Raw genomic sequence first — 22,850 nt, forward strand, 5'->3', positions numbered from 1 at the left:
TCAGCCCGGCAGCAGGTGGCGGGCCTCGTACAAGGCCTTCCACTGGTCGCCGTGCCGCCTGCGCTCCAGGTACCTGCGGAGCTTGGCCAGATCCTCCGGGTTGTCCTTGGCGGCCGTACCGGCGAGGCAGGAGACCAGGTCGGCGGCGGTGCCCGGCTCGCGGCGCAGGAACCAGCCGCGCAGCCCGACGGCATGGGCGACCGAGACAGCCTCCGCGGTGCTCATCACCCCCGACAGCCGGTCGGTGGCGTCGCCGCGCGCTGTCTGCCCCTGGCGCAGCTCGCGGAAGGCGGTGACCAGGACCTCCAGCACGTCGCGGCGCGGCGGCACGGTGACGCCCGAGCGTTTGAGCAGCGCCCCTGCCTCCGCCTCCACCAACGCCAACTCTGTGTCGAAGTCGGCGATCGGGAAGACGGTCTCGAAGTTGAAGCGGCGCCTGAGCGCGGCGCTCATCTCATTGACGCCGCGGTCGCGGGTGTTGGCGGTGGCGAGGATGGTGAACCCCTCCTGGGCGAACACCATCGACTCGGGACCGCCCAGCTCCGGTACGGCGAGCACCCGGTCCGACAGCGGTGACAGCAGGCAGTCCTGCACCTCCAGCGGGCACCGGGTGATCTCCTCGAAGCGCACCACCTTGCCCTCGGCCATGCCACGCAGCAGCGGCGCGGCCACCAGCGACCGGGCGGAGGGGCCCTCGGCGACCAGCAGCGCGTAGTTCCAGGAGTATTTGATCTGGTCTTCGGTGGTGGCCGCGCCGCCCTGGATGGTGAGCGTCGAGGTGCCGCTCACGGCCGCGGCGAGCAGCTCGGACAGCAGCGACTTCGCCGTGCCGGGCTCGCCCACCAGCATCAGCCCGCGGTTGGTCGCGAGCGTCACCAAGGACCGGTCGATCAGCGAGGGATCGCCCACGAACTTGCGGCTGATGCCCAGCGTCTCGTCCCCGAGGACGAAACGGCGGGCAGCCCGCAGGCTGAGCGCCCAGCCGGGCGGCCGGTCGTCGGTGTCGTGCTCCCGCAGCCTGGCCAGCTCGCCGGCGTAGCGGATCTCGGCCGGGGGCCGCTGGGCGTGTTCGTTCATCGGGTGATGTCCCTCAGGTCTCGAAGGATCTCGGAGGTGGTGATCGGATCGAAGCCGTCGAGCCCCAGCTCCACCAGGGTCTGCTCGTCGGCGAAGTCGGGGTAGCCGATCGAGATGCCCGGGTAGAGGCCGATCGTGAAGGTCCTGCCGCCGGGCACGTCCCGCTCGATCCAGCCCTGCCAGCCGGCGTCCTGAGGCGCGCCGCGCCGCCAGCCTCGCCGCTCCAGGCCGATCACCGCGCGGGTGGGGATCTTGGCGGCTTCGATCTCGGCCACCAGTGCCGGATCCAGCTCGTACGTCTCCCTGCCCAGCTGCGGGAACGGCTGCAGGATCTCGTAGTCGGCCAACACCTCGGACCAGGCGGCCAGGTCCTCCCCCAGCTCCAGCGGGTGCACCACGCCAACGAGGGCGTCTTCGGGCAACGTCAGCGTGTCGTCCTCGACGTCGGCGAAGCTGCGGTCCTCGGCCACGCGCAGGGTGCTCGTGAGCTTGCCCGACGGGTCGTACAGGCCCCATACGAGCCGCCGTACGATGTGCCAGAGCAGCGGGTGGCCGACGAGCAGCCGGCCGAAGTCGCCGGCGCTCCAGCGACGCCGGTTCACCATGGCCTGCTCCAGGCGGTGGATGGCGTCCCCGGCCACGGAGCGCACGTCCTTCTTCAGCCCGGCGAAGCGCCGGTAGGCGGCGGGCGCGAGCTCCGGATCGTCGTTGGCGCCCGGCTTGGGCAGGTTCTTCAGCCGCTTGCCCGAGGCGTCGGCCACGTACGGCTTGAGCTGCTCGTCGAAGCCGACCACGAACTGCCTGCGGCCGTAGTCGAGGGTCAGGCTGCCGTCGGCGGACAGGCCGAAGTCCGGCACCAACCGGTCGGCCAGCTCCTGCGGCGTCAGGCCGAGCTCGGCGGCGACCTCGTCCATCTTCAGCTTGGCCCGGTTCTTCAGCCCGCTGAACTTGACCTTCTCGGCGATGCCGTGCAGGTGCATCAGCGCGACCTCGGAGCCGATGGAGGCCAGCAGGTCCAGACCGGTGACCGCGCGCGCGTGCCCGCCCTCGCCCGGCCAGGTCCTGATCAGCGGGGTCAGCCGCCGTACGGTCTCGTCGTCGCCGAGCAGCGCCTGCGCGTCCATCACCCAGCTCTCCTTGGACGGGTAGCCGGCCGCCTGCCAACGCTGGAACAGCGCCCAGGCGAAGTCGGCGAGGCTGCGGCCGTCGCAGGCCTCCTTGACCACGGCGAGACCGGCGTACGGGTCGCCGGGCTTGGAGATCGCCAGCATCGTCATCACATGGCGGACCGCCTCGGGAGGCAGCGCCCCCGCGTCGCCGCGCAGGTGGATCGGGGTCATGATCGCGATCTGCGTCCACTCGGGCAGCACGGGCATCTTGGCGGGCAGCGCGTCGAGCGGGTCGGCCACGAGCAGGTCGGCGATCGCGGCCTCGGCGGCGGACCCGTACCCTGCGGCGGCCTCGGCCACAGTGTCGCGGTGGCCGCCCGCGACCAGCGCCGCCAGCGCCTGCTCGGCCCGGAGCCTGGCCACGCCGGGCTTGCCGAGAGCCGCCGGGATCAGTGCCCTGGCGGCCGTTCCGGGGTGCCGGTTCAGCCAGGCCAGTGCGGTGGCGCGTACGGACTTCAGCCGGGACAGCCAATCGGCCATCAGCCCGGCGGCCTCCGGCGCCGCGAACGGCAGCAGCGACGCGGCGACCGAGCTGGGACCGCGCCGGGCGCTGTCGAGCACCATGGGCAGCGCCGCCGGCCCGAACCTGGCCACCACCTTCGGCATCCATTCGCCCGCCCCCCACAGGTCGCCAGGGCGCCACTTCCCGATCAGCGGCGCGGCCAGTTCCTCGGGCCCGCCGACGAACAGGGCGATCCCGTCGGACCAGTGGCCGTCCCGGCCCTCGGAGATCTCGCGGGCGATGTCCTTCCAGCTCCGGCGCCAGGACTGATCCCATGACCCTTCACCCGCCCGGGGGGAACGCCAGTTGTCCTGCTCGCCCGGCGCCCACACCAGGGCCGGTTCGTCGGTGCACACCAGGCCGTTCACCACGACCACCTTGCGCGCCTTGCGCGGGCGGGTCCAAGGCGGGCTGACCAGCACCTCGGGCAGGGCCTCCGGCGGAGCGGCGGCGACGGTCTCAGCGGTCACGATCTTGTTGATGCGCTCGGCGGCGGGGCCGTCGCCGAGGCTCGCGAGCACCTCGTCCACCAGGTCGGGATGGGCCGCCACATGGGCGCGCAGCAGCAGGTCCACGTCCTTGCCGCCGGACTCGGCCAGCATCCGCACAGCGCGGCGGGGGAAGCGGGAGGCCGCGCGCAGGAAGGCCGGCTGGGTGTACTTCTGCTCGATGCGGTCGAGGATCGCCCGCATCGCCGTGTCGTACGGCAGGTCGGCGAGCACGTCCAGCAGCCGCTTCCGGCTGTCCGCGCCGTAGGCGTGGTCCACCCAGAGGGCCAGTAGCGGCACGGCCGCCTCGCCCATGCCGTCGACGACCGTGGCGGGCAGGGCGAGGGAGTCTCCTATGTAGTAACCGCGCACCTGGTCCGTGATCAGCTCGGCGTGCTCCGGCGTGCTGATGGCGGCGATCAGATGGCAGGCGAGAGCCGGGAGGACCCGGCTCACCTCGGCGCAGTCGGCCGCGACCCAGCCGGTCTCGGTGGGCACCAGGTAGGAGGCGGCCACGCGGTGATGGAGCCCGCCTTCGCGGCTCACCGCCAGCGCCGCGACGACCTCGGCGTACTCGGCGTCGGACGCGGCGGCGAGCACGGCGCGGACCCGGGCGTCGATCTGCAGGGCGGAGGCCCAGCCATGCCACCGGTCGGGGGCCTCGCCGTCGGCCAGCCGGCGGACTATCCAGGTGTCCCCGTCGTGGACGTAATCCAGCGAGGCAAGCTCGGTCACGGCCACCGCCGCGAACACCGGGCCGCGTTCTGCCAGCCAGGCCTCGGCGAACAGGGACAGCATCTCGCGCTCGGTCCATGGCAGGGACGCGGCCACCGTCTTGGCGACCACCGCTGCGCCCAGCGGTGTGCCGGCGGGCTCCCCTGCCAGGTACGCCGCGCCCAGCGGTGTGCCGACGGGCTCCCCTGCAAGGTACGCCGCACCCGCAGACGTGAGCTCCGGATCCGGGCACTTCGCCACCGCGTCGGCGAGCTCCTTCCGGCGCTTGTCCAGCTCGGCGGCCAGTTTCTCTGGCGCGCTCGCGTCCGGCCGCTTCACGGAGACTTTCGCTCCGCCCCTCCGGGGGTAGAGAGCGCGCAACCAGGTGGGCGGCAACGTCAGCCGGTCCTCGTCCTCAACGCTGCCAGCGGCTGCAGGGGAAGCCGCCTGCGGCGAGGAGACTCTCTGCGACGAGGAGGCCGTTTCGTCCTCCGTGTAGCCCTTGCGTAACTTCTCCGCCACCAGCTTGTCCGCGGCCGCCGTGGCGACGGCGGCCGAGCCGAACGACTTGACCTGCGTCTGACCGGCCGCGCCCAGCCGTCCATAGCGGATGTGCAACTCCGCGCCGTCCTGACGCACTTCCCAGAACTTGGCCGAACCCCCGCCGACGAACGTCAGCGTGCGCTCCACGCTCATGCCGATACCTCCACTCTGCATCCCGTCAGCCTCTTGATCGACAGCGGCGAGTATGGCGTTAACGACCGACAAAGTCGCGCGGAAGGTCAGCTGGGGAGGTCGGGGAAGGTCCTCGGCGGCGGCGGCGGTCTTGGGCTGGCAGCGGCCGACTGCGCAACGCATCTGGATGAAGGCCGTCAGCGGTTGTCCCACGCGGGCCAGCCGACATCGCCGGAACGGGTAGGGGCACCTTGTCGATCTAGGGAACGCTCCGCCGCGGCGCGGCCAGGCCGTCCTGTTTCGCGGCCCCGTCGCCCTGTATTTAAAGTCGGTCGAGTGCAAAAGCGATGCCGGAAAATTTAAAGGACTTGGTTGCTATCCACTGTGATTCGGTAAGGGAGCCGATGATGATGACCGCCCGGTGAGTGGTCCGGTCGACTTATTCTTGGCTCGGTGTTTGGAAGTCGTACGTTTGGGGATGCGGAACAGATGCGCACGCGGCGGACTTCCTCTGGGCGCGCGTTACGCTGCTACTCCTCATACCCAACCGCTGACTTAGCCCTGCCCGGCGCGAGCAGCCCCACGAGTTGACGAATCTAACTGATGCGTCTCCGGCAGTTCCGAGTCATCCATAACGATCGCAGGCGTTATGCCGATAAACGCGCCCCGGCCCGTAGAAGTCCTCTGCATAGGCCATAGGATCTTTCAGCCTGCGATGGCTTGGGGTGCCCGCGCAGGTTGTTGAGGTTTCGATCGTCCCATCATCGAGATAAGGCATGTGATGTGCAGGTTAGCTGGTGTTGTCATGGCTGTCACGCTTCTGCTGGGCTGCTCGGCCCGGGGTCGGGCGGAACAGAGTCCATCCGCCGCCGCAGAACCCTCTCGTCCGCTCCCTTCGGTCAGCCGTTCTCCTTTCAAAGCGCGGCCTCTGGTGGACTTAAGAAGAAAGGTTGAGGGAAAAGTTCTATTATTTCATGCCGACGAGAAGGCGGAACGGATTTACTGGACCGCAAAAGTAAGGCTTGGTGCCTCTTTCACGGTTGCCGTGGATTGTGTGGGGCTCGAGGGGGAATTGGTCATCCAGGCAGTTGGTGCTGTGCATATGGTTCGCCAGTGCATCGCCGGCTATACCACGTATACAGTCGATGACTACCCCCCGCAACGGCCGCAAGCTTACAAACTCGTGGTCCGGGCACCGCGCGGGGCCAATTGGGCCGTACTGGTCAGCCAGTTGCCTTGATGTCCGGTGGCGAGGCGCTTGTCGTACGATAAGAGCGATCCTCAACAACCGCACCGACGAGACCGGACACGGCCGCCGCGAAATCCGCCGCATGAAGATCTGCACCGCCCGCCCCGGGCTGCCCTTCCCCCACGCCGCCCAGGCGATCCAGGTCAAACGCCGCCGCACCGACCACCGCACCGGCAAGACCACCATCGTCACGATCTACGCCGTCACCAGCCTCCCACCAGGACGCATCACCCACGCCCAGCTCGCCGCGCTGATCCGCGGACACTGGAGCATCGAAGCCCCGCACCACATCCGCGACGTCACCTACCGCGAAGACGTCTCCAAAGTCCGCACCGGCACCGCACCCCGGATCATGGCCAGCCTCCGCAACCTGGCCATCGGCCTGGCCCGCCTCATCGGCTGGACCAACATCGCCGCCGCCACCGACCACTACCGCAGCCACCCCACCGACGGACTCCAGCTACTCGGTCTTACAACATGAGAACGTTTCGACCCTGGGCTGAAAGCGATCGGTGAGCGATCTGTAAGCGCCGTTTCCTACGGTTGCGGCATTCCCAACTTCGAGGAGAGTCGATGCGAGTATCCAAGCTGGCCGCCGGTGCGCTGATGGCCGCCGCGCTCGTCACCCCCGCCCTGGCGGCCACCCCCGCCCTGGCGGCCACCGCAGCGCAGGCGGCGCCGCCGCCGACCACGACGGACTGGACCCAGGAGGGGCCGTTCTCCACGTTCGACGCCTGCGATCACCGCAGGCGCTTCTGGGACCAGCTCGACGGGCGTTCGCACTACTGCCAATGGGCCGACGGCACCCACGAGAACCGCGGCTGGTGGATCCGCACCCGTGGCTGAGCCGCGCTAGCGCCGCCGCAGCAGGTACGTGTCCATGGTCCAGCCCTTGCGCGCGCGGGCCCGCGCACGCACCTGTTCGAGGTGGCCGGCCACCTCGGACAGCGGGCCGGCGATCAGGATCTCGTCGGGCGTGCCGGGGTAGGCACCCAGTCAGGGGCGAAGCGTTCTCGGCTGGTAGGACCTACGCGGGCTCGACGAGGCCGGGTGGTGGTTGAGGGCACCCCCGGGGTGTGAATGACAAACGCGGCCCCTGATGATCGTTGGTTGTCTACGCCAGTCGATCAAGAACAGGGGCCGCGTTCGCGTGCCATCTTCCCCGATAGACGTGCTCGCCTGCCACCTGGAGCACGTCTCCCTCACCGACCCACTGACCGACCTGCTCGATCTGCCGGCCCTGGCCGAGGTGCTGGACACGGTGCCCGACCCGCGCAGCCGTCGGGGACGCCGCTACCGGCTCGGCCCGCTGCTGGCGTTATCCCTGCTCGCCGTGCTCGGCGGCGCAACTTCCCTGGCGAAGATCACCCGGGTCATCGCCGGATACGACCCACACCTTCGCGCCCGCGCCGGGCTGCCTGGCACGGCCAAGCTGGCCGCCAGCACCCTGGGGCGGCTGCTGTCCCGGCTGGACGGCGACGCCTTCGACACTGCCACCTGCGGCTACCTGGCCTCACTCGCCGCCTGCGGCCCGCCCTCGGACCGAACCCCGCTCATCGGCCTGGCCGTGGACGGCAAGACCCTGCGCGGCAGCCGCACCCCCGACACCACGGTGCACCTGCTGGCCGCCACCCGCCACGACACTCAGACCGTCGTAGCTCAGCGGCAGGTCGAAGCCCACAGCAACGAGATCCCCGCGTTCACACCCCTGCTGTCCGGACTTGACCTCACCCACACGGTGATCACCGCCGACGCCCTGCACACCCAGCACCAACACGCCCGCCACATCATCGCCGCCGGCGGCCACCACCTGTTCATCGCCAAGGGCAACCAGCCCACCTTGCACCGCCGACTCAAGGCCCTGCCCTGGCGCGAAGCGATCCTCAACGACCGCACCGACGAGACCGGACACGGCCGCCGCGAAATCCGCCGCATGAAGATCTGCACCGCCCGCCCCGGGCTGCCCTTCCCCCACGCCGCCCAGGCGTCCAGGTCAAACGCCGGCGATGTTGGTTCAGCCGATCAAGCGGGCCAGGGGAGTGGCCTGGGGAAACGCGTCCAAGATCATCCCGAGCATATCCCGTGATCATGGTCCTACGGCTGCATACGGGTGCCCTCGGCGGCGCACCAAGGGCCTAGGAAGCAGAAGACCTGCGACCAAGAAGTCGCAGGTCAGAGGCCAAAATGCCTGGTGGAGATGAGTGCCCCCGGCAGGATTCGAACCTAATGATTGTGTACGACCCCGAGCTCACCGGCTCGGGTGCTCGCCCCTGATGTCTCGATTCGAACCGGAGTTTGACTCCTGAGCGCAGGCGGGCGCGATGGGGCGTGGCCTGGCGGGGTGGCGGTCGATGGGGCCGAGCGAACGCCTGTGTTGATACCGGACCAGGAGTCCTCTGCCAAGGCCAAGCGTCTCGGTCCCTCTTCGACCGCCACCCCGCCGGTACTTTTCGCCAAAATCGTGGCGTGAGCCAGTCGCAGGAAACACCGCTTGTCTCTACCTGGGCTGTTGAGCCCTTGCGCAGAACGCGGGCCTGCGGCCGGCTGGGGCCACGAACTGCTGATCGGATGTCGAGCCGCCGAGCTCTCTCATTAGGGCGTGGCGTGCCCCTGCACGGCTCATCAACGCGCACGAGCGATGAAGGAGACCCTGTTGACAGTGACCTGCGGGATCGACTGGGCGGAAAAGCACCACGACATCGCCATAGTCGACGAGGCCGGCAAGCTGATGGCCAAACGCGCATCAGCGACGACGCCGAAGGCTGGCGGACCCTGGTCGACCTACTGGCCGAACACGGCGACCGTCCCGATGACCCGATCCCGGTGGCGATCGAGACCAGCCGCGGCCTGCTGGTGTCCTGCCTGCGCGGCACCGGGCGCAAGGTGTACGCGATCAACCCGCTGGCCGTGGCCCGCTACCGCGAACGACACACCGTTGCCCGGTCCAAATCCGACCACGCCGACGCGATGACCCTGGCCAACATCTTGCGCGTCGACGCCGCCCACCACCGGCCTCTGCCGGCCGATTCCGAGCTGGTCCAGGCGATCGCCGTGCTGGCCCGGGCGCAACAAGACGCCGTCTGGAACCGGCAACAGCTGGCCAACCAGCTCCGCTCACTGGTCAACCCGGCCCAAGCGCTTCGGCTCCTCGACGCCGTGCCCAAGGTGGGCCGCAAGCGCGGTCCTCGACTCAAGGCCCTGTTCGCCTGCATCTACTACGCCGCGCTTCGGCCGGAGGAGGTGGCGGACCTGCGGCTGAGGAACTGCAGCTTGCCCGAGTTGGGCTGGGGCCTGCTCGTCCTGGAGAGGGCACGGCCCCAGGGAACGAAGCGCTGGACCAACTCCGGCGCGACCCACGAGTCGCGCAGCTTGAAGCATCGCGCGGATAAGGAGACGCGAGAGATCCCCATCCCGCCCATCCTGGTCGCCATGCTTCGCGAGCACATCGCCGAGTACGGCACCGCCAAGGACGGCAGGATCTTCAGCACGGGATCCGGCGGCAGCTACTCCAGTTCGGCGCACTCCTATGTCTGGCAGGAAGCCCGCAAACTCGCTCTTACCCCGGAACAGGTCTCCTCGTCGCTGGCCACTCGGCCGTACGACCTTCGCCACGCGGCGGTATCGCTCTGGCTGAACGCGGGTGTCCCGGCTCCGGAGGTCGCCAAGCGGGCCGGTCACAGCGTGGACGTCCTTCTTCGGGTCTACGCGAAGTGCATGGACGGCCAGAAAGAGCAGATCAATGGGAAGATCAACGATGCCTTGAACGAGTAGCTGACGCTTATCCACCTTCGGCCTCGGGGCGACCGGGTCCACTTCACTTTGTGCCGCATTGGCATGCCGCGTCGTTTCCGCCAGACATCGCCACGCTGCGTCACTCTGGCACGGACGGGCAGCGAGAGGAGGACCATGCACAATGACCACGACAGCCCGTCCTGTCATTCAATGAGCCGCGCCCGCTGAGGAGGCCACCGTACGGCCTGCCGCTTCGGGCGCGGCCCTGGCTCCTCACCCCATCCGAGACTCCCTCAGCTGGCGAAAGTACTCCGCTTCAGCTCCACCACAGCGATCACCCTTTCGAAGCTGGGATCGCCTGGCCCGGCCGGCGCTCATCACCGGCTTCCTAGCCTGCGTAGCTCTCGGCATCTGGTCGAGCGTGTGGGACACTGACAGCGCCTCGCCTCGTACGAAGGCCGCCTTGATGCCGACGCCTCGCCTGAGCGTTGCTGAACGCTCGGCGGTCACCTCGCCGCCCACATCCACGGCCGCGACGCCACTACTCTCGGCCACGCCCAGAAGAGGCTCCCTTGGGCGCGGTGATCGAGTATGAGACCAAGATATGAAGCCATTGGACTGCAGAGGCAGGGGGTAGGGCAACCGATTCGTCGGGATTGGTCTCATATCTCAGATGATGCGCTGGGAGGGTATCCATCATGCTTACGTTCCATCGCGATGACTAGGGCGTTCGGGGGCGTGTAGCGCTGGCCGAACGGAAGTGACGTCGCCGCTGGCATTGCTCACGTTAGGGAACCGCTACGTGCGTCGCGCGTACCCATTCATCGTCAACCGCACTCTGGCACAATGCTTCTGCGGTGATGAGAGTGGCAAGAGCCCAATCCTCATCCCACATTTCCTGCCCGGCTGGCGTGCTGGCGATCCACCGCTGGACGCTGCCATCATCAGGAACCGGGTCAGACTCCTGATCGAAAGGATCGAAGGAGGCGACGACCTGGCCTTCGGAAATGTAGGTGACTCCCGGCGGCGCTGTGTCGCTCCATTGGACGCTCAGGCACGGGCCGTGCTGGGCGAGAGCGATTAAGGTGTCGTCGGAAGGGCAGCCGTTCGGCTGGATGACGAGCATGCTGCTGCCGAGCTGGCCGGAAAATAGACGAAACTCGTTTCCAGGGCTCCGGCTCGCGCTCCGGTGGGATCGGCTAAGTCGCGGGGCGAGCGGATCGCAGCCGGGCCAGCAAGTGGATCACGTCTGGTGATCACGGAGCATCTCGTTCCCGTTACTGAAAACGATCTTTGCTTTTAGCGCGGCCTTATGTGACGATTGGCTCTGTTTTTGCCACATCTGTTCGAAAGGTTGTGAGTGAACAGACGCCGATCAGCGTCCGGCTTATCCATCCGGACGCGCCGCCGCGCTGCCCTGACCGCAGCTCTGATGCTGCCGCTCTCGCTCATGAGTGCGCCCGCGATCGCCCAGGGCCCCACGCCATCCCCCACCCCAACTTCCGTATCAACAACGAAACCCGGCGTCGCTTCGGATCCAGCCCTTAAGAGCGTCTGGGAGAAGGCGGCCAAGTCCGGTAAACCCGTCGAAATTCCGGCCCGGTTCACCGAGACCATGAAGGTTTGGGCGAACCCCGACGGCAAGCATTTACGTGCCGAGCTGTACAACCGGCCCGTCCAGCTCAAGAACCCGGCCAGTGGTGCCTGGGAACCCATCGACACCCGCATCGTGACCCGCGACGGCAAACTGCAGGCCGCGCGGGTTAAGACCTCGCTGACCTTCGGCGGACGCGGCACCAAGCATCTGGTGTCGGCGGACGGTAAAAAGGGTACGAGCGGCCTGAGCGTGACCCGGGCGCTGCCGGAACCGAAGATCTCCGGCAATGCGATTACCTACCCTGACGCCGTCGCGTCTGGGGTTGACTTGGTGGTACAGGCCAAGGCCGACGGCTTCATCTCCCAGGTGGTCTTCCGGCGCAAGCCAGCCGGCCCGGTGACCGTGCGGCTGCCGCTCACCCTGCCCGAAGGTACCTCGTTCGGCACGACGCCCGAGGGCCTGCCGCAGCTGAAGGACGTCAAGGGTAAGGCGAAGGCCTCGCCGATCGTGCTCACTGCGATGGACGCCAAGGTGGAGGCCGGCCCCGAGCAGGGCAAGAGCTCACCGGTCACCCCGCGCGTTGAGACCGCCGGCGCGACGTCGCAGCTGGTGTTCAGCCCGGATGAGGCATTCCTGGCCGACCCGGCGGTCACCTACCCGGTGACGATCGCGGCCGCCTCGGAATGGTTCGGCGGCGGCACCCCCACCGACGCATGGGTCAGCAAGAACAGCCCGAGCACCAACAACGCCGCCGCCGGATGGCTGCGCGCCGGCACCACCTCCACCAGTGCCGACGTCGCCCGCGTGTACCTGAAGTTCAACACCGAGGCCCCGGAACTGGAGGGCGCCACCGTCGTCGACGCAGACCTGTGGGTGTGGAACTACAAGTCCGGCGGCCCCAACAACGTGAATTGCGGCGATCCGATGGGCGGGTCCGGCATCGGAGCGCGCCGCATCACCTCCTCCTGGGACACCTCCACCTTGAGCTGGTCGCGACAGCCCACGCTCGGCAACGTGGAGGGCGAGAGCGGCAACAAGGCCGGCTACAACTACGAGGCCGTTCCCCCTTCCCCCAGCTGGTGTACCAAGGAAGAGCATTTGGTGCACCGGGTCACCAACATGGCTCGCGACTGGATCGAGCGGAACGAGCCCAATTACGGGGTGGTGCTCCAGGCCGTCAGCGAGAGCGCCACGATCAACTGGCGCCAGTACTACTCCAGCGAATACAGCGGCGACCCCTACCCGGGCTACCGCCACCCACCCACCCTCATGGTCGAATACACGCCCGCGCCCACGAAAACCGAATGGGTGAAGTTCGAGTCTGACGACGACTTCACGGAGTTCCCCACCTATCAGCAAGCCAAGGCGCTGGAGGCGGAGCCCCTGGACGACACCGTCAACTGGGCGCTGAGCGACCAGGAGGCCGACGAGATCGAGAAGCTGGGCGTGGGCACCCCCTACGAGATCGACACCAACCGCCTGCAGCCGCTGCCGGACGACGTCGAGGTCGATCCGGCCACCCTGGATCCCAACGAGGTTCCGGCCGGTGACCTCCCGCTGGACGAGACGAAGCCCACGGTCACGGACGTGCGGCCCGTCGCCGACAGCACTGGCGTCCCGGTCGGCACCACGATCACGGCGACCTTCAGCGAAGCCGTATGGGAGCCCAAGATCACTGTCAAGGACGCCGCCGGGACCGCGGTCCAGGGAACGGCGAGCCTGGATACCACCAGGAAGGTTTTCACCTTCACCCCTGCTGCGCCGCTCAAGCCCGTGACCGCCTACAACGCAGAGGTGAGCGAGGCCTACGACGAGGAGGGCAACCAGCAGACTTCGCATTCCTGGCGCTTCACCACCGAGAACGACACGGCGCCACCGGCCGTCTCCGCGGTCACCCCGGCGGCTCAGGCGACGGGGGTTCCCGTCACCACCCCGGTCACGGTGACGTTCAGCGAAGCGGTCACCGATGCGCAGCTCGCGCTGAAGGGTCCGGCCGGTACGGCGGTCGCTGGCACGACCGCCATGGACGCCACCCAGCGGGTGCTCACGTTCACGCCCGCCCAGCCGCTGGCCGAGAACACCGCGTACAGCGCCGAGGTGTCCGGAGCCAAGGACGTCGCGGGCAACGCCATGGCCCAGCCGCACACCTGGTCGTTCACCACCGGCGCGAGGGCACCGGCAGGGCTCGTGGCCGCCTATGGCATGAACGAGGGCTCTGGCACCGGCGTGGCCGACTCCTCCGGGCAGAACAACGCCGGCACGGGCAGTAGCACCGCCTGGGTCAACGGTAAGTACGGCAAGGCGTTGTCGTTCAACGGCTCCTCCAGCATGGTCACGGTCGCGCATGCAGCGTCGCTGCGCTTGACGACCGGGATGACGCTCTCGGCCTGGGTCAATCCGACCACGGTGACCGGCACCCCTTGGAAAAGCGTGGTGACCAAGGAACTGAACGCCGATGGGGCTTCCTATGCCCTGTACGCCGCCAACGGCGATGCGGTTCCTTATGGCTGGGTGCAAACCGGGGAGGCCTCGTCGACGGCCGGGGGAATCTCACCGTTGCCGGTGAACAGCTGGAGCCACCTGGCGCTCACCTACGACGGCGCCACTCTGCGGTTGTTCGTCAACGGTCAGCAGGTCGACCAGACCGCGCTGAACGCCGGCCTCTACGACGACGGCAGTCCGTTGCGGATCGGCGGCAACACCGTCTGGCGTGAGTTCTTCAGCGGCCTGATCGACGAGGTGCGCATCTACAACCGTGCCCAGACCGCAGCCCAGATCCAAACCGACATGAACACCCCGATCGGCGTGCAGCCGCAGCCGGATACCCAGGCGCCGACCGCGCCCGGCTCGCTCGCCGCGACGGGCGGCCCCGGCAACGCGCAGCTCACCTGGACGGCCTCGACAGACAACGTGAGCGTGAACGGCTACACGATCCACCGCTCCACGACGCCCGGGTTCACCCCGTCGGCCGCGAACCAGATCGGCTCGTCACCGACCACCACGTTCACCGACGGGGGACTCGCCGCCGGGACGTACTACTACCGGGTCCGCGCCTCCGACGCGGCCGGCAACCTCAGCCCATCCTCGAACGAGGCCTCGGCCACCGTCACGGCCCCGCCGACGAACCCTGGCCTGGTGGCCGCGTACGGCATGAACGAGGGCTCAGGCACAACCGTGGGTGACTCCTCCGGGAAGAACAACACCGGAGCGGCCCGCGACACCACCTGGGCGACAGGAAAGCACGGCAAGGCGTTGTCATTCAACGGCACCTCCAGCTGGGTCACCATCCCGCACGCTCCGTCACTGCGCCTGACGAACACGCTGACGCTCTCGGCCTGGGTACGACCCTCGGTGGTGGATACCCTCTGGCGTCCTGTGCTCCTGAAGGAGCGCTCCACCGGCGGCGGCTACGGCCTGTACGCCTCCACCGAATACAACTCCCCCGCAGGCTGGCTGGAGACCACTGAGGAGAGCGCCGGACTCAGGGGTCATGACCCGCTGCCGCTGAACCAGTGGAGCCACCTGGCGACCACCTACGACGGCAGCACCATGAACCTGTACGTCAACGGTGTGCAAATCTCGCAGGCGTCATTCGCCGGCGATGTCCTCGACGATGGCGGATCGCTGCGAATCGGCGGCAACACCTCATTTGGTGAGTACTTCAGCGGCCTGATCGACGAGGTGCGCATCTACAATCGCGTCCAGACCGCGACCGAGATCCAGGCCGAAATGAACACCCCGATCGGCTCCGCCCCGGTGCCGGCCGCGGCAGCACTGCGGACCGGCTCCACCGGCACCGCTCCCAGTATCGCGAGATTAGCGATAACCGAGAACAAGGGCACCACCCCGCAGTTCACCGCCTGGACGACGGACCTTCAAGGCCGCGCGGCGACAGTAGAGGTAGAGGTGGCCGACCGGCCGACCAAGTCGCCGAAGCCCAAGTCGTCGAACGCCACTAGGACGGCGACCAGCGCGCCGGTCTGGTCGGGCAAAGTGACCGCGAAGGCCGATGTCTCGCGTCACACGGTGCAGGTCCCGGCAGGCAAGCTCCACAAGGGCGAGCAACTGCGGTGGCGCTCGCGAGCGACGGTCGACGGCGTGCCTGGCGCCTGGTCGGAGTGGCAGACGTTCACGGTCGGCGACGCCCGGGCGGGCGGGGGATCGCCGACGCGGACCGACGTCCAGGCCTCTCCGGCATCGGACGCCCTGGCCTCCCCGGCATCGCCCGCCTCGGCCACGGCCGCGACGTCCGACCCGAACACGAGCGGTCCGTTCAGCTACGAGCGGATGAACCTCACCGAGTGCAACAAGGCACGACTCACGCAATCTCCCCGGCCTTACCATGGTTTCGGCTGGACCGTTGTCAGGCCCTACACCGGCTGTTACAGCAGACTCCTGGGCTGGGGCGATTGGGACATCGATCTAGTCACCGGCCTGCCGAAGACCCGGTGCCCGAAGAGCATGGGCGTGATGATGACGGCCACCGTGGTCGCGCACACCTATCTGGGCACCAAGAACGGCTCACCCGTCGTCCACGGCGCGGGTACCACCTACACGGCCAGGGACATCGGCGTCTGGGTCGGCATCACCGATGTGTACACGGTGGGCGCCAATTGCCAGCCCACGACTGCGTACGACGGCTTGGCGATGCAGATCCGGGGCGACGTCGCGGCGTCCGAGGGCTCCAGTTGCTCGATGATCGAGGGAGCGAATCGGACCACGACGATCGGGGGCCTCAAGAGAGACGGCACCGACGAATTCGTCTTCCGGTCCGGAGGAAAGGCCTTCGGAAACTGCACCTTGCGCCCCAAGCTGTATCCGCCTGCGAATGTTCCCAAGCTGGACCCGAGCCCCTTCCGCTTGTGGCAGTACCTCGCCACCGAGCAGGGACCCCCGACCATCAAGGGCGACCTGCCCTTCGTCGCGCGCTGCGACAGCGAGCGCGTCAGCTACCGCGTCCGCGTGAACGACAGAACCACGTGGAGAGGTAACACCGGAGGGTGCCGCTTCCTCGGCGTCGACCGGGTCTACACCATGTACACCGGAGACTCATACCGGGGAGAGGTGGCCCAGCACATCCAATACGCCTTCCAGCACCCGCGGGACACGGATCCAAAGGTGACCAAGGAGGGAAACCCTATCACCAAGAACTTTCCCGGCAACTACGACGGGTGCCTGACCTCGCCCGACCCAGCTCATTGCCGGATAGTTCCCTTGACTAAGCGGGCCAACAGAGACCGGGTCCCAGCTCCGGACGGCGCGCTGTACAACTCGAAGAACTCCAATAATCTGGACAAATACTGCAAGGGTCTCCCCGGACGTGACGACCCGAACAAACAATGCGACGAATACCCGTTCGCGTCCACCTGGCAGGCGATCGGCGTCGACGGCAAGATGGAGAACAACGTCTGGGTTCCTTCTCTCAACGCCTCACTCCGCATGGTCAGTACGGACCATAATCAGGCCGCCGGTCGCGACTTGGGCGCCTTCTACGCCCGCTATCGTGTCCTTCCCAACGCAACCCTCGAAGGGGGCCTGCAGAACCGGCCCGGCAACGCCTTCTTCGTGAGAATCAAGGAAGGCGCCCCGCCAACGCCTTCTTCGTGACAATCAAGCAAGGCAACCCATAACCCACCTTTGAGGAGGGGGCATCCCGCCGGATGCCCCCTCCTTCCGAGAGGCGGCCATGCAGTCACCGACCTACCTGCACGACCTTCTGGCCTCGATCCTCTTCACGGAGGGGCTCGACGGCGACATGGATCTGTGGGCGCTGGGATTCAGCGCCATCTGGATCAAGGGCGCGGACCTCGACGCCCTCGCCCCGATCTACCAGCTGGACCTCTCCACCCGCACCCCGTGCCATCTGAGTGAGATCCTCGATCAGAACATCGACGACGGATCTCTTTGGGTCGCCGAGTTCGGGGACTGGATCAGCATCGTGCCGGCGACTGCCGACCGCGAGCACCTGCTGTCCATCACCGCAGACGGCCGCGAGGCCTTCGGCCTCAGCATGGACATCAGCAACAGGGACTATTTCCTTTACGCCCGCGATGGGCGCCTGGTGACCTCTTTCAGCCCCTCCCAACCGGAGTTACGCTTCGGCGACGACCCGCACGCGCTCGATCACCTGATGGACGGGCTGCGCTTCCAGATCAGCGCTGACGACGTCTTCGACGATCGCGTGGACCGGGAGGAGAGCGTCAGCTCAGCCTTGGCCCTGATCGGGCGCTTCACGGGAACCGACATCGCCACCGACTGGTTCGAGGCGCAGCACTCCTGTATCAGACCTACCTCCTGACGGCCCACGCTCAGCCCGAGTGGCACGTTGCTGGCCTGCCGACCGACGCGTCGGCGGGCTGTCTATTCGCGGCGGTCCCGGCGGTCACATAGGGCCGCCTCACCGTGGGGGAGCAGCCGATCCAGCACGTGCCCAGCGGGCTCGGCCCGGCCGCAACAGGGGCAGATCGATGCCAACGGCGAGCACGTAGCCGACCTGCTGCTGGTGGCAGAAGGTGCGCGGGCCGGATCGCGGCCGTAGTCGGCGCACCGATAGCGAAACGAGGGCGCGCGGCCAACTCCGCAGCCAGCATGGCGGTGACCAGGGCGGGCTTGGCGGCGAAGGCGACCGGTTCTGGCCCGCTGGCCTCGGCGTGACGGGCCGGATCGGCCGCCCAGGCTTCGGGCGATGGACCGGATCGACACTGTCAAGGTGCCGAAGGCTCTGCCACGCCTGGCCCCGGCCGCCGGCGTGGCTACGGTCCTGGCGGTGATCTGCTCGCGGCGGTCGCGCAAGAACTTGCCACTGGACCGGCTCCGGGATCGGGTGCTGTTCGAGACCGCTTACGTCGGCGGGCGCCCGCGCCTCCGAAGTCTGCCGCCTGTATGCGGAGGACCCGGACCTGCGCCTGGACGACGAACACGTCCGCGTCTATGGCAAAGGCGGCAGTGTGCGCACCGTGCTACTGGATGAGCTGTCGGTCACCAGCGCCGGCGTGTACAGGCAGCACACGCCCAAGGTCAGCCAATGCTGGTCTGGCACCAGACGCGATCCGGCTGGGGGGTCGGATGGGCTTGTGCAGCGGGGTGACGCTTGGAATGCACGCATGTATTTGGCACGATCAGCGGCTGTTGATCCCATGCCCGGGCCGTCGTAAGGGGTTGCCGGAGGCTGGGATAGGCCAGAATTAAGGCTTGACCTAAGGAAACGCCGTCAAGATCATCCCGCACATGTCCCCTGATCATGGTCTTACGGCTGCATACGGGTGCCCTCGGCGGCGCACCAAGGGCCTAGGAAGCAGAAGACCTGCGACTAAGAAGCCGCAGGTCAGAGGTCAAAATGCCTGGTGGAGAAGAGTGCCCCGGCAGGATTCGAACCTGCGGCACCCGCTTTAGGAGTCAGGCGAGCATGCGTGGTGTTTTCCCAGATCAAGAGGGGTAAACGAGAGTTGGTGGGAGGTTGTTGCGCATGTATTTGGCACCCGCAGATCATACGGATCGTTGCAGCGTTATCAGATAACCGGTTTAGCTCACCGAGTTGAGACCGCCTTTCGGCTTCGTGAGGGAAAGCTCAGTCCTTGAGGGCTAATTAGTTCCTTCGAGACAGGTCCGCCACCTGCTGTTGTTGGGTCATTCCGCGCGTGCGCAGGGAGCACAAGGCGTCGGAGGTGGCGGCGCCGGGCGGACGATCATTCCCGCGTGCGCGGGGAGCACATGTACTCCTGAATCCACTGGTCCATCAGGGCGGGACCATCCCCGCGTGCGCGGGGAGCACGGGTGCGCCGCGCTTGACCCACGCATACAGCGGACTATCCCCGCGTGCGCGGGGAGCACGGGTGCGCCGCGCTTGACCCACGCATACAGCGGACTATCCCCGCGTGCGCGGGGAGCACTCGCGCCCTAGCTGCACTTATCGAGCAGGCCGGGGACCATCCCCGCGTGCGCGGGGAGCACGCCTACGGCTGGGACGTCACCACGTGGGAGGGGGGACCATCCCCGCGTGCGCGGGGAACACAAGATCCGGATGCTGGCCACCCCCGGCGCCGAGGGACCATCCCCGCGTGTGCGGGGAGCACAGCGCTGGGCCGCGCTGCAGCCAGGAGCGTTCGGGACCATCCCCGCGTGTGCGGGGAGCACCCCCCCCGACGACATGGCCGGCGACGGTTCAGGGGGCCATCCCCGCGTGTGCGGGGAGCACGATCACGTCGAGCTCGACGACGTAGGCGCGCTGGGACCATCCCCGCGTGTGCGGGGAGCACACTCCACGACCTGCGTAGTTAGCGACCGCAGGAGCCATTTTCGAGCACTTTCACGGAATCGGACATTGTGGACATCGCCATGAGATGTTCGCATTGAAAGGTGGGGCAAGCCAGCGGGACGCGAAGGCACCGGCTGTTGTCGGTCATCGAGGGCCGGTGGGTGAAGGATGTAAAGCGAGTGATCGGTGCATACTCGCGCCCTGCCCGGACTGTGCGCACGTATTTGGCACGATCACCCGCTAACGATCAGCTACAGCCGTACAGCCCCGGACGCATCAAGAAGCTCTTGACTGGCGTTTGTGCTGGTCAAGGGCGCTTCACCGCTGATCAATAGTGGTGCCCCCGGCAGGATTCGAACCTGCGGCACCCGCTTTAGGAGAGCGGTGCTCTATCCCCTGAGCTACGGAGGCGGACCCCGTAAGCCTAGCGAAACTACGGCAGTGTGTGGGACGCGGGGCGGCGGTGAGTTTGGCTGAGTGGGTCATGGGTGCTCTGAGCTGCAGTAAAGGCATGGCAAGCGATCAGATTGTTGCGCATCCCGCGTAGATAGCGTCGGGTCTGTGACCAGAAGGCGACGTAGTCAGGTGCGTAGGCGGCCTGTCGTGTTGATTGCGGCCGTGTTGGCGCCGGGGATCCTTGCTGGGGGGTTGTTGGCGGGGGAGCTCACCGGTTATGAGAGGGCGGCGGCGCAGCGGGGGATGCGGGCTGGGGTTGGGGGGTGGGTGGGGTTTGAGCCGGTTTTGATGCCTGCGCCTGCTCGGCCTGAGCGGTGGTACGAGGGGGTGGTGCCGGCGGCTGTGCGTGATGCCGCGCCGAAGCCGCAGGAGGGCGAGGCAGAGGTGGTGATGCCCTCTCCTGCGCCTGTCGTCGTGGAGCGAGGTACGGCTGAGCCTGTGCGTACGGAGCGGGCGTGTGCGGGGGAGTGGGTGGATACGTGGCTTTGGAAGTCTTGTCGGGAGCATGAGCGGCGGCCCAAGCGGGAGGTGACCGGGCTCAAGCGGGAGGCGGCCGGCCCCAGGGGAGAGGTGACCGAGCCCAGGCGAGAGGCGGCTGACCCCAAGCGAGAAGTGGCCGGGCTCAATCCGGAAGTGACCGAGCCCAAGCGAGAGGTGACCGAAGGGGGAAGCGAGGGAGGGAGCGAAGGCGGAAGTGAAGGAGGGGAGGTGGATGTTTTGGAGTGGTGGTGGCCTGCTTGATGCGTTCGTTGAAGATGGTGCTGTTCCGACCGTGCCTGGCCTCGTCTGAGTGTGTATGGCTCCGCTTGCCGGTGAAACCGGGTACCCGTTGATCCGACCGTGAGGAGTGCGGCAGTCGCCTGCCCTGCCACCCACCCCCAATGGATGCCACACATGACCGCCGCGCCACCCCCAGGGTCATCACATGCCCCACTGGGCCATATGCCCGTGAGGATGCACCGGCCGCATGGGTGGGCGGATCTGTCCGTGATGTACCCGTCCTACCTGGGACGACAAGCCCATGAAGGCCGCCGGGAAGGCAGTTGGACGTACAAAGTGGTTCTTTCGCGGTCATAACAGCTCTTCTGACTTCGGTCCGGGCACTCGGAGGGCTGTAGTAACGTGCGTGCCGGACCCTGGTAACAGAGTTGCAAACGGAGGAGTCGACGGTGCCATCCCCTCGGTCAGCGGGTCTGATCGCGGTTGTCATGGCCATGACTTCCCTGGTCATCCTGCCTGCGGCTACGCCTGCCCACGCCGAACGACGGGATCCGGCGACCCTTACCGAGCTTCGCAAGGAGGCCGAGAAGTCGGCCAAGGAGCTTGAGGACGCGACCAAGGCGCTGGAGAAGCGTCGTAGCGACATCGCCGCCTCTGAGAAGGCGCTGACGGGCAAGCTCAACGCGCTGCAAGACGCGGAGAGGAAGCTTGCCGTGATCCGGCAGCCGGTGGCGCAGATGGTGGAGCTGCTGTATGAGCAGTCCGTCGGGGGCGACGGGGTTGCGCCGTTCCTGTCCGGTGATGCTAACTCGGATACGTTGCGGGCCATGGCCAACGCCTCTCATATCGTGGCGAATCGGCAGCAGGTGGTTGAGCAGACCAGCACGCTCTACAAGGAAACGGAGCGGCTGGCCGGGGAGGCGCAGGAGTTGCGGGCGTCGAATCTGCTGGCCGAGGCGCAGATGGCGGTGGAGATCGACACGCTCAGGCAGCGGTCGGACAAGATCGTGAAGTCGTTGACCGCGGCGCTGGTGAAGATGGGCATCAAGGTCGACAAGGTTGGGCGGGCGGCGCTGGGGTGCAATCCGTTGCGGGCGGCGACGGCCAACTCCTATCCGAATGGGTTGATCCCGAAGGCGATGTTGTGTCCGTTGCAGCAGAAGGGGCAGAGCCTCAGGGCCGATGCGACGATCGCCTTCGTCAGCTTGAATGAGGCCTATCGGAAGCGGTTCGGCAAGCAGATGTGCGTGACTGACGCGTACCGCAGCCTGGCTGAGCAGCAGTCGGTTTACTATCGGCGGCCGGGGTTCGCGGCGGTGCCGGGGCGGAGCAACCACGGGCTCGGGCTGGCCGTTGACCTTTGTGGTGGGGTGGAGCGGTTCCGGTCGGTGGAGTTCGTCTGGATGGAGAACAACTCCAAGAAGTATGGGTGGTTCCATCCGTCTTGGGCCTACAGCAGCCCGTTCGAGCCGTGGCATTGGGAGTACGACCCCAAGAAGGATTCGGTTCTCTAAGTTCTCCAAGTGACGTTCTCGAGGCGAAGTCCACTTTGGCGCGGTCGGTGACGGTTGCTACGGGTGGGGCTTGATGGTGATGGACAGTCGGCCGCCTGCTTGGGCGGCGGCCAACTGGCTGGCTTGTGATGGGGTGGTGGCCAGCACGATCAGGGCGCCGTGGTCGTCCTCGGCTTTGGGGATGGTTACGACGGTGACGTCGTCGGCGACCAGTTGGGCCGGCTGGCCTTCCCAAGCCGCCAGGACGCTGATCGTCGAGCCTGGGGTGATCAGCTGGGCCGTGTCGGCGTCGGCGATGCGCACCGGCGCGGCCACGGTGCCGGGCGGCAGCGGGAGTGAGTGGAGCAGGCGTACGTCGGTGAGGGGTTCACCTCGGCGCATCGACCCGGCCAGCACGCGGCCGACGGCGCCCGAGCGGATGGCGCCGGACGGGGGTGGGTTGAGGGCGGCCGGGCGGAGGTCGCCCGGCTTGAGGATGCCGGGGGAGAGGTCATGGGTTGCTACTAGGACTGAGGGGGCGTGAGTAGGGCGTAGGGCAATATATGTCGAAAGGACGCCGATGCCAGCTGCCATCGCCGCGACAAGCCGCCGCCGACGACGCCCAACCCGCCCAGGGCGCCCGAGCCCTCCAAGCCGTTCAGCCCGCCCCGCCGAACCGGCACGTGCGAGCCCTCCAAGCCGTCCAGGCCACCCCCGCGAACCG

10 protein-coding genes, 1 tRNA gene and 1 pseudogene are annotated in these 22,850 nt (G+C 67.4%); 7 read left to right on the forward strand and 5 right to left on the reverse strand.

Annotation, left to right across the window (positions count from 1 at the left end):
• Together AB0B61_RS40260 and AB0B61_RS40265 are read right to left on the reverse strand one after the other, a co-directional pair.
• Positions 1-1,077, reverse strand: a complete 1,077-nt coding sequence (locus tag AB0B61_RS40260) for an AAA family ATPase (protein WP_358443831.1) — start codon at positions 1,075-1,077, stop codon at positions 1-3.
• On the reverse strand, positions 1,074-4,646 hold the full coding sequence (locus AB0B61_RS40265) for a DUF4132 domain-containing protein (protein ID WP_358443833.1): 3,573 nt from the start codon (positions 4,644-4,646) through the stop codon (positions 1,074-1,076). Before AB0B61_RS40265 ends, AB0B61_RS40260 begins: the two co-directional genes overlap by 4 nt.
• A 1,310-nt stretch (positions 4,647-5,956) precedes the next feature.
• Between AB0B61_RS40265 and AB0B61_RS40270 the strand changes: the two genes are divergently transcribed.
• From AB0B61_RS40270 to AB0B61_RS40285, 4 genes and pseudogenes are all read left to right on the forward strand, one after another.
• Positions 5,957-6,355, forward strand: coding sequence for a hypothetical protein (locus AB0B61_RS40270; protein ID WP_358443835.1), 399 nt, complete (start codon positions 5,957-5,959; stop codon positions 6,353-6,355).
• A gap of 92 nt (positions 6,356-6,447) precedes the next feature.
• On the forward strand, positions 6,448-6,720 hold the full coding sequence (locus tag AB0B61_RS40275; protein ID WP_358443838.1) for a hypothetical protein: 273 nt from the start codon (positions 6,448-6,450) through the stop codon (positions 6,718-6,720).
• Between the two features lie 304 nt (positions 6,721-7,024).
• A complete protein-coding gene (locus tag AB0B61_RS40280) occupies positions 7,025-7,960 on the forward strand; it encodes an ISAs1 family transposase (protein ID WP_358443841.1) in 936 nt (311 codons plus the stop codon).
• A 552-nt stretch (positions 7,961-8,512) separates the two neighbouring features.
• Positions 8,513-9,645, forward strand: a pseudogene (locus AB0B61_RS40285) (transposase).
• A 748-nt stretch (positions 9,646-10,393) separates the two neighbouring features.
• On the opposite strand, the gene AB0B61_RS40290 reads toward AB0B61_RS40285, so the two are convergent.
• Positions 10,394-10,732, reverse strand: a complete 339-nt coding sequence (locus tag AB0B61_RS40290; protein ID WP_358443843.1) for a hypothetical protein — start codon at positions 10,730-10,732, stop codon at positions 10,394-10,396.
• A 489-nt stretch (positions 10,733-11,221) separates the two neighbouring features.
• Here AB0B61_RS40290 and AB0B61_RS40295 point away from each other — a divergent pair, with 489 nt between their 5' ends.
• A complete protein-coding gene (locus tag AB0B61_RS40295) occupies positions 11,222-16,810 on the forward strand; it encodes a LamG-like jellyroll fold domain-containing protein (RefSeq protein WP_358443846.1) in 5,589 nt (1,862 codons plus the stop codon).
• A 79-nt stretch (positions 16,811-16,889) separates the two neighbouring features.
• Positions 16,890-17,501, forward strand: a complete 612-nt coding sequence (locus AB0B61_RS40300) for a DUF6461 domain-containing protein (RefSeq protein WP_358443848.1) — start codon at positions 16,890-16,892, stop codon at positions 17,499-17,501.
• A gap of 2,291 nt (positions 17,502-19,792) precedes the next feature.
• On the opposite strand, the gene AB0B61_RS40305 is transcribed toward AB0B61_RS40300, so the two are convergent.
• A tRNA-Arg gene (locus AB0B61_RS40305) sits at positions 19,793-19,868 on the reverse strand.
• Between the two features lie 1,259 nt (positions 19,869-21,127).
• On the opposite strand from AB0B61_RS40305, the gene AB0B61_RS40310 reads away from it, so the two are divergent.
• A complete protein-coding gene (locus tag AB0B61_RS40310) occupies positions 21,128-22,147 on the forward strand; it encodes a D-alanyl-D-alanine carboxypeptidase family protein (RefSeq protein ID WP_358443851.1) in 1,020 nt (339 codons plus the stop codon).
• 57 nt (positions 22,148-22,204) lie between these two features.
• Here the strand turns inward: AB0B61_RS40310 and AB0B61_RS40315 are convergent, their stop codons facing one another.
• On the reverse strand, positions 22,205-22,720 hold the full coding sequence (locus AB0B61_RS40315) for an SAF domain-containing protein (RefSeq protein ID WP_358443853.1): 516 nt from the start codon (positions 22,718-22,720) through the stop codon (positions 22,205-22,207).
• Positions 22,721-22,850 lie beyond the last annotated feature (130 nt).

The sequence above is a fragment of the Nonomuraea sp. NPDC049158 genome, assembly GCF_040648335.1.
Taxonomy (GTDB): domain Bacteria; phylum Actinomycetota; class Actinomycetes; order Streptosporangiales; family Streptosporangiaceae; genus Nonomuraea.

What these genes read in the sequence shown, in the direction of transcription:
- AB0B61_RS40275 (WP_358443838.1), top strand. Translation starts at nt 6,448, where the DNA reads ATGCGAGTATCCAAGCTGGCCGCCGGTGCGCTGATGGCCGCCGCGCTC.
- AB0B61_RS40295 (WP_358443846.1), top strand. Translation starts at nt 11,222, where the DNA reads ATGAAGGTTTGGGCGAACCCCGACGGCAAGCATTTACGTGCCGAGCTG.
- AB0B61_RS40310 (WP_358443851.1), top strand. Translation starts at nt 21,128, where the DNA reads ATGACTTCCCTGGTCATCCTGCCTGCGGCTACGCCTGCCCACGCCGAA.
- AB0B61_RS40265 (WP_358443833.1), bottom strand. Translation starts at nt 4,646, where the DNA reads ATGAGCGTGGAGCGCACGCTGACGTTCGTCGGCGGGGGTTCGGCCAAG.
- AB0B61_RS40315 (WP_358443853.1), bottom strand. Translation starts at nt 22,720, where the DNA reads ATGGCAGCTGGCATCGGCGTCCTTTCGACATATATTGCCCTACGCCCT.
- AB0B61_RS40260 (WP_358443831.1), bottom strand. Translation starts at nt 1,077, where the DNA reads ATGAACGAACACGCCCAGCGGCCCCCGGCCGAGATCCGCTACGCCGGC.
- AB0B61_RS40300 (WP_358443848.1), top strand. Translation starts at nt 16,890, where the DNA reads ATGCAGTCACCGACCTACCTGCACGACCTTCTGGCCTCGATCCTCTTC.
- AB0B61_RS40290 (WP_358443843.1), bottom strand. Translation starts at nt 10,732, where the DNA reads ATGCTCGTCATCCAGCCGAACGGCTGCCCTTCCGACGACACCTTAATC.
- AB0B61_RS40270 (WP_358443835.1), top strand. Translation starts at nt 5,957, where the DNA reads ATGAAGATCTGCACCGCCCGCCCCGGGCTGCCCTTCCCCCACGCCGCC.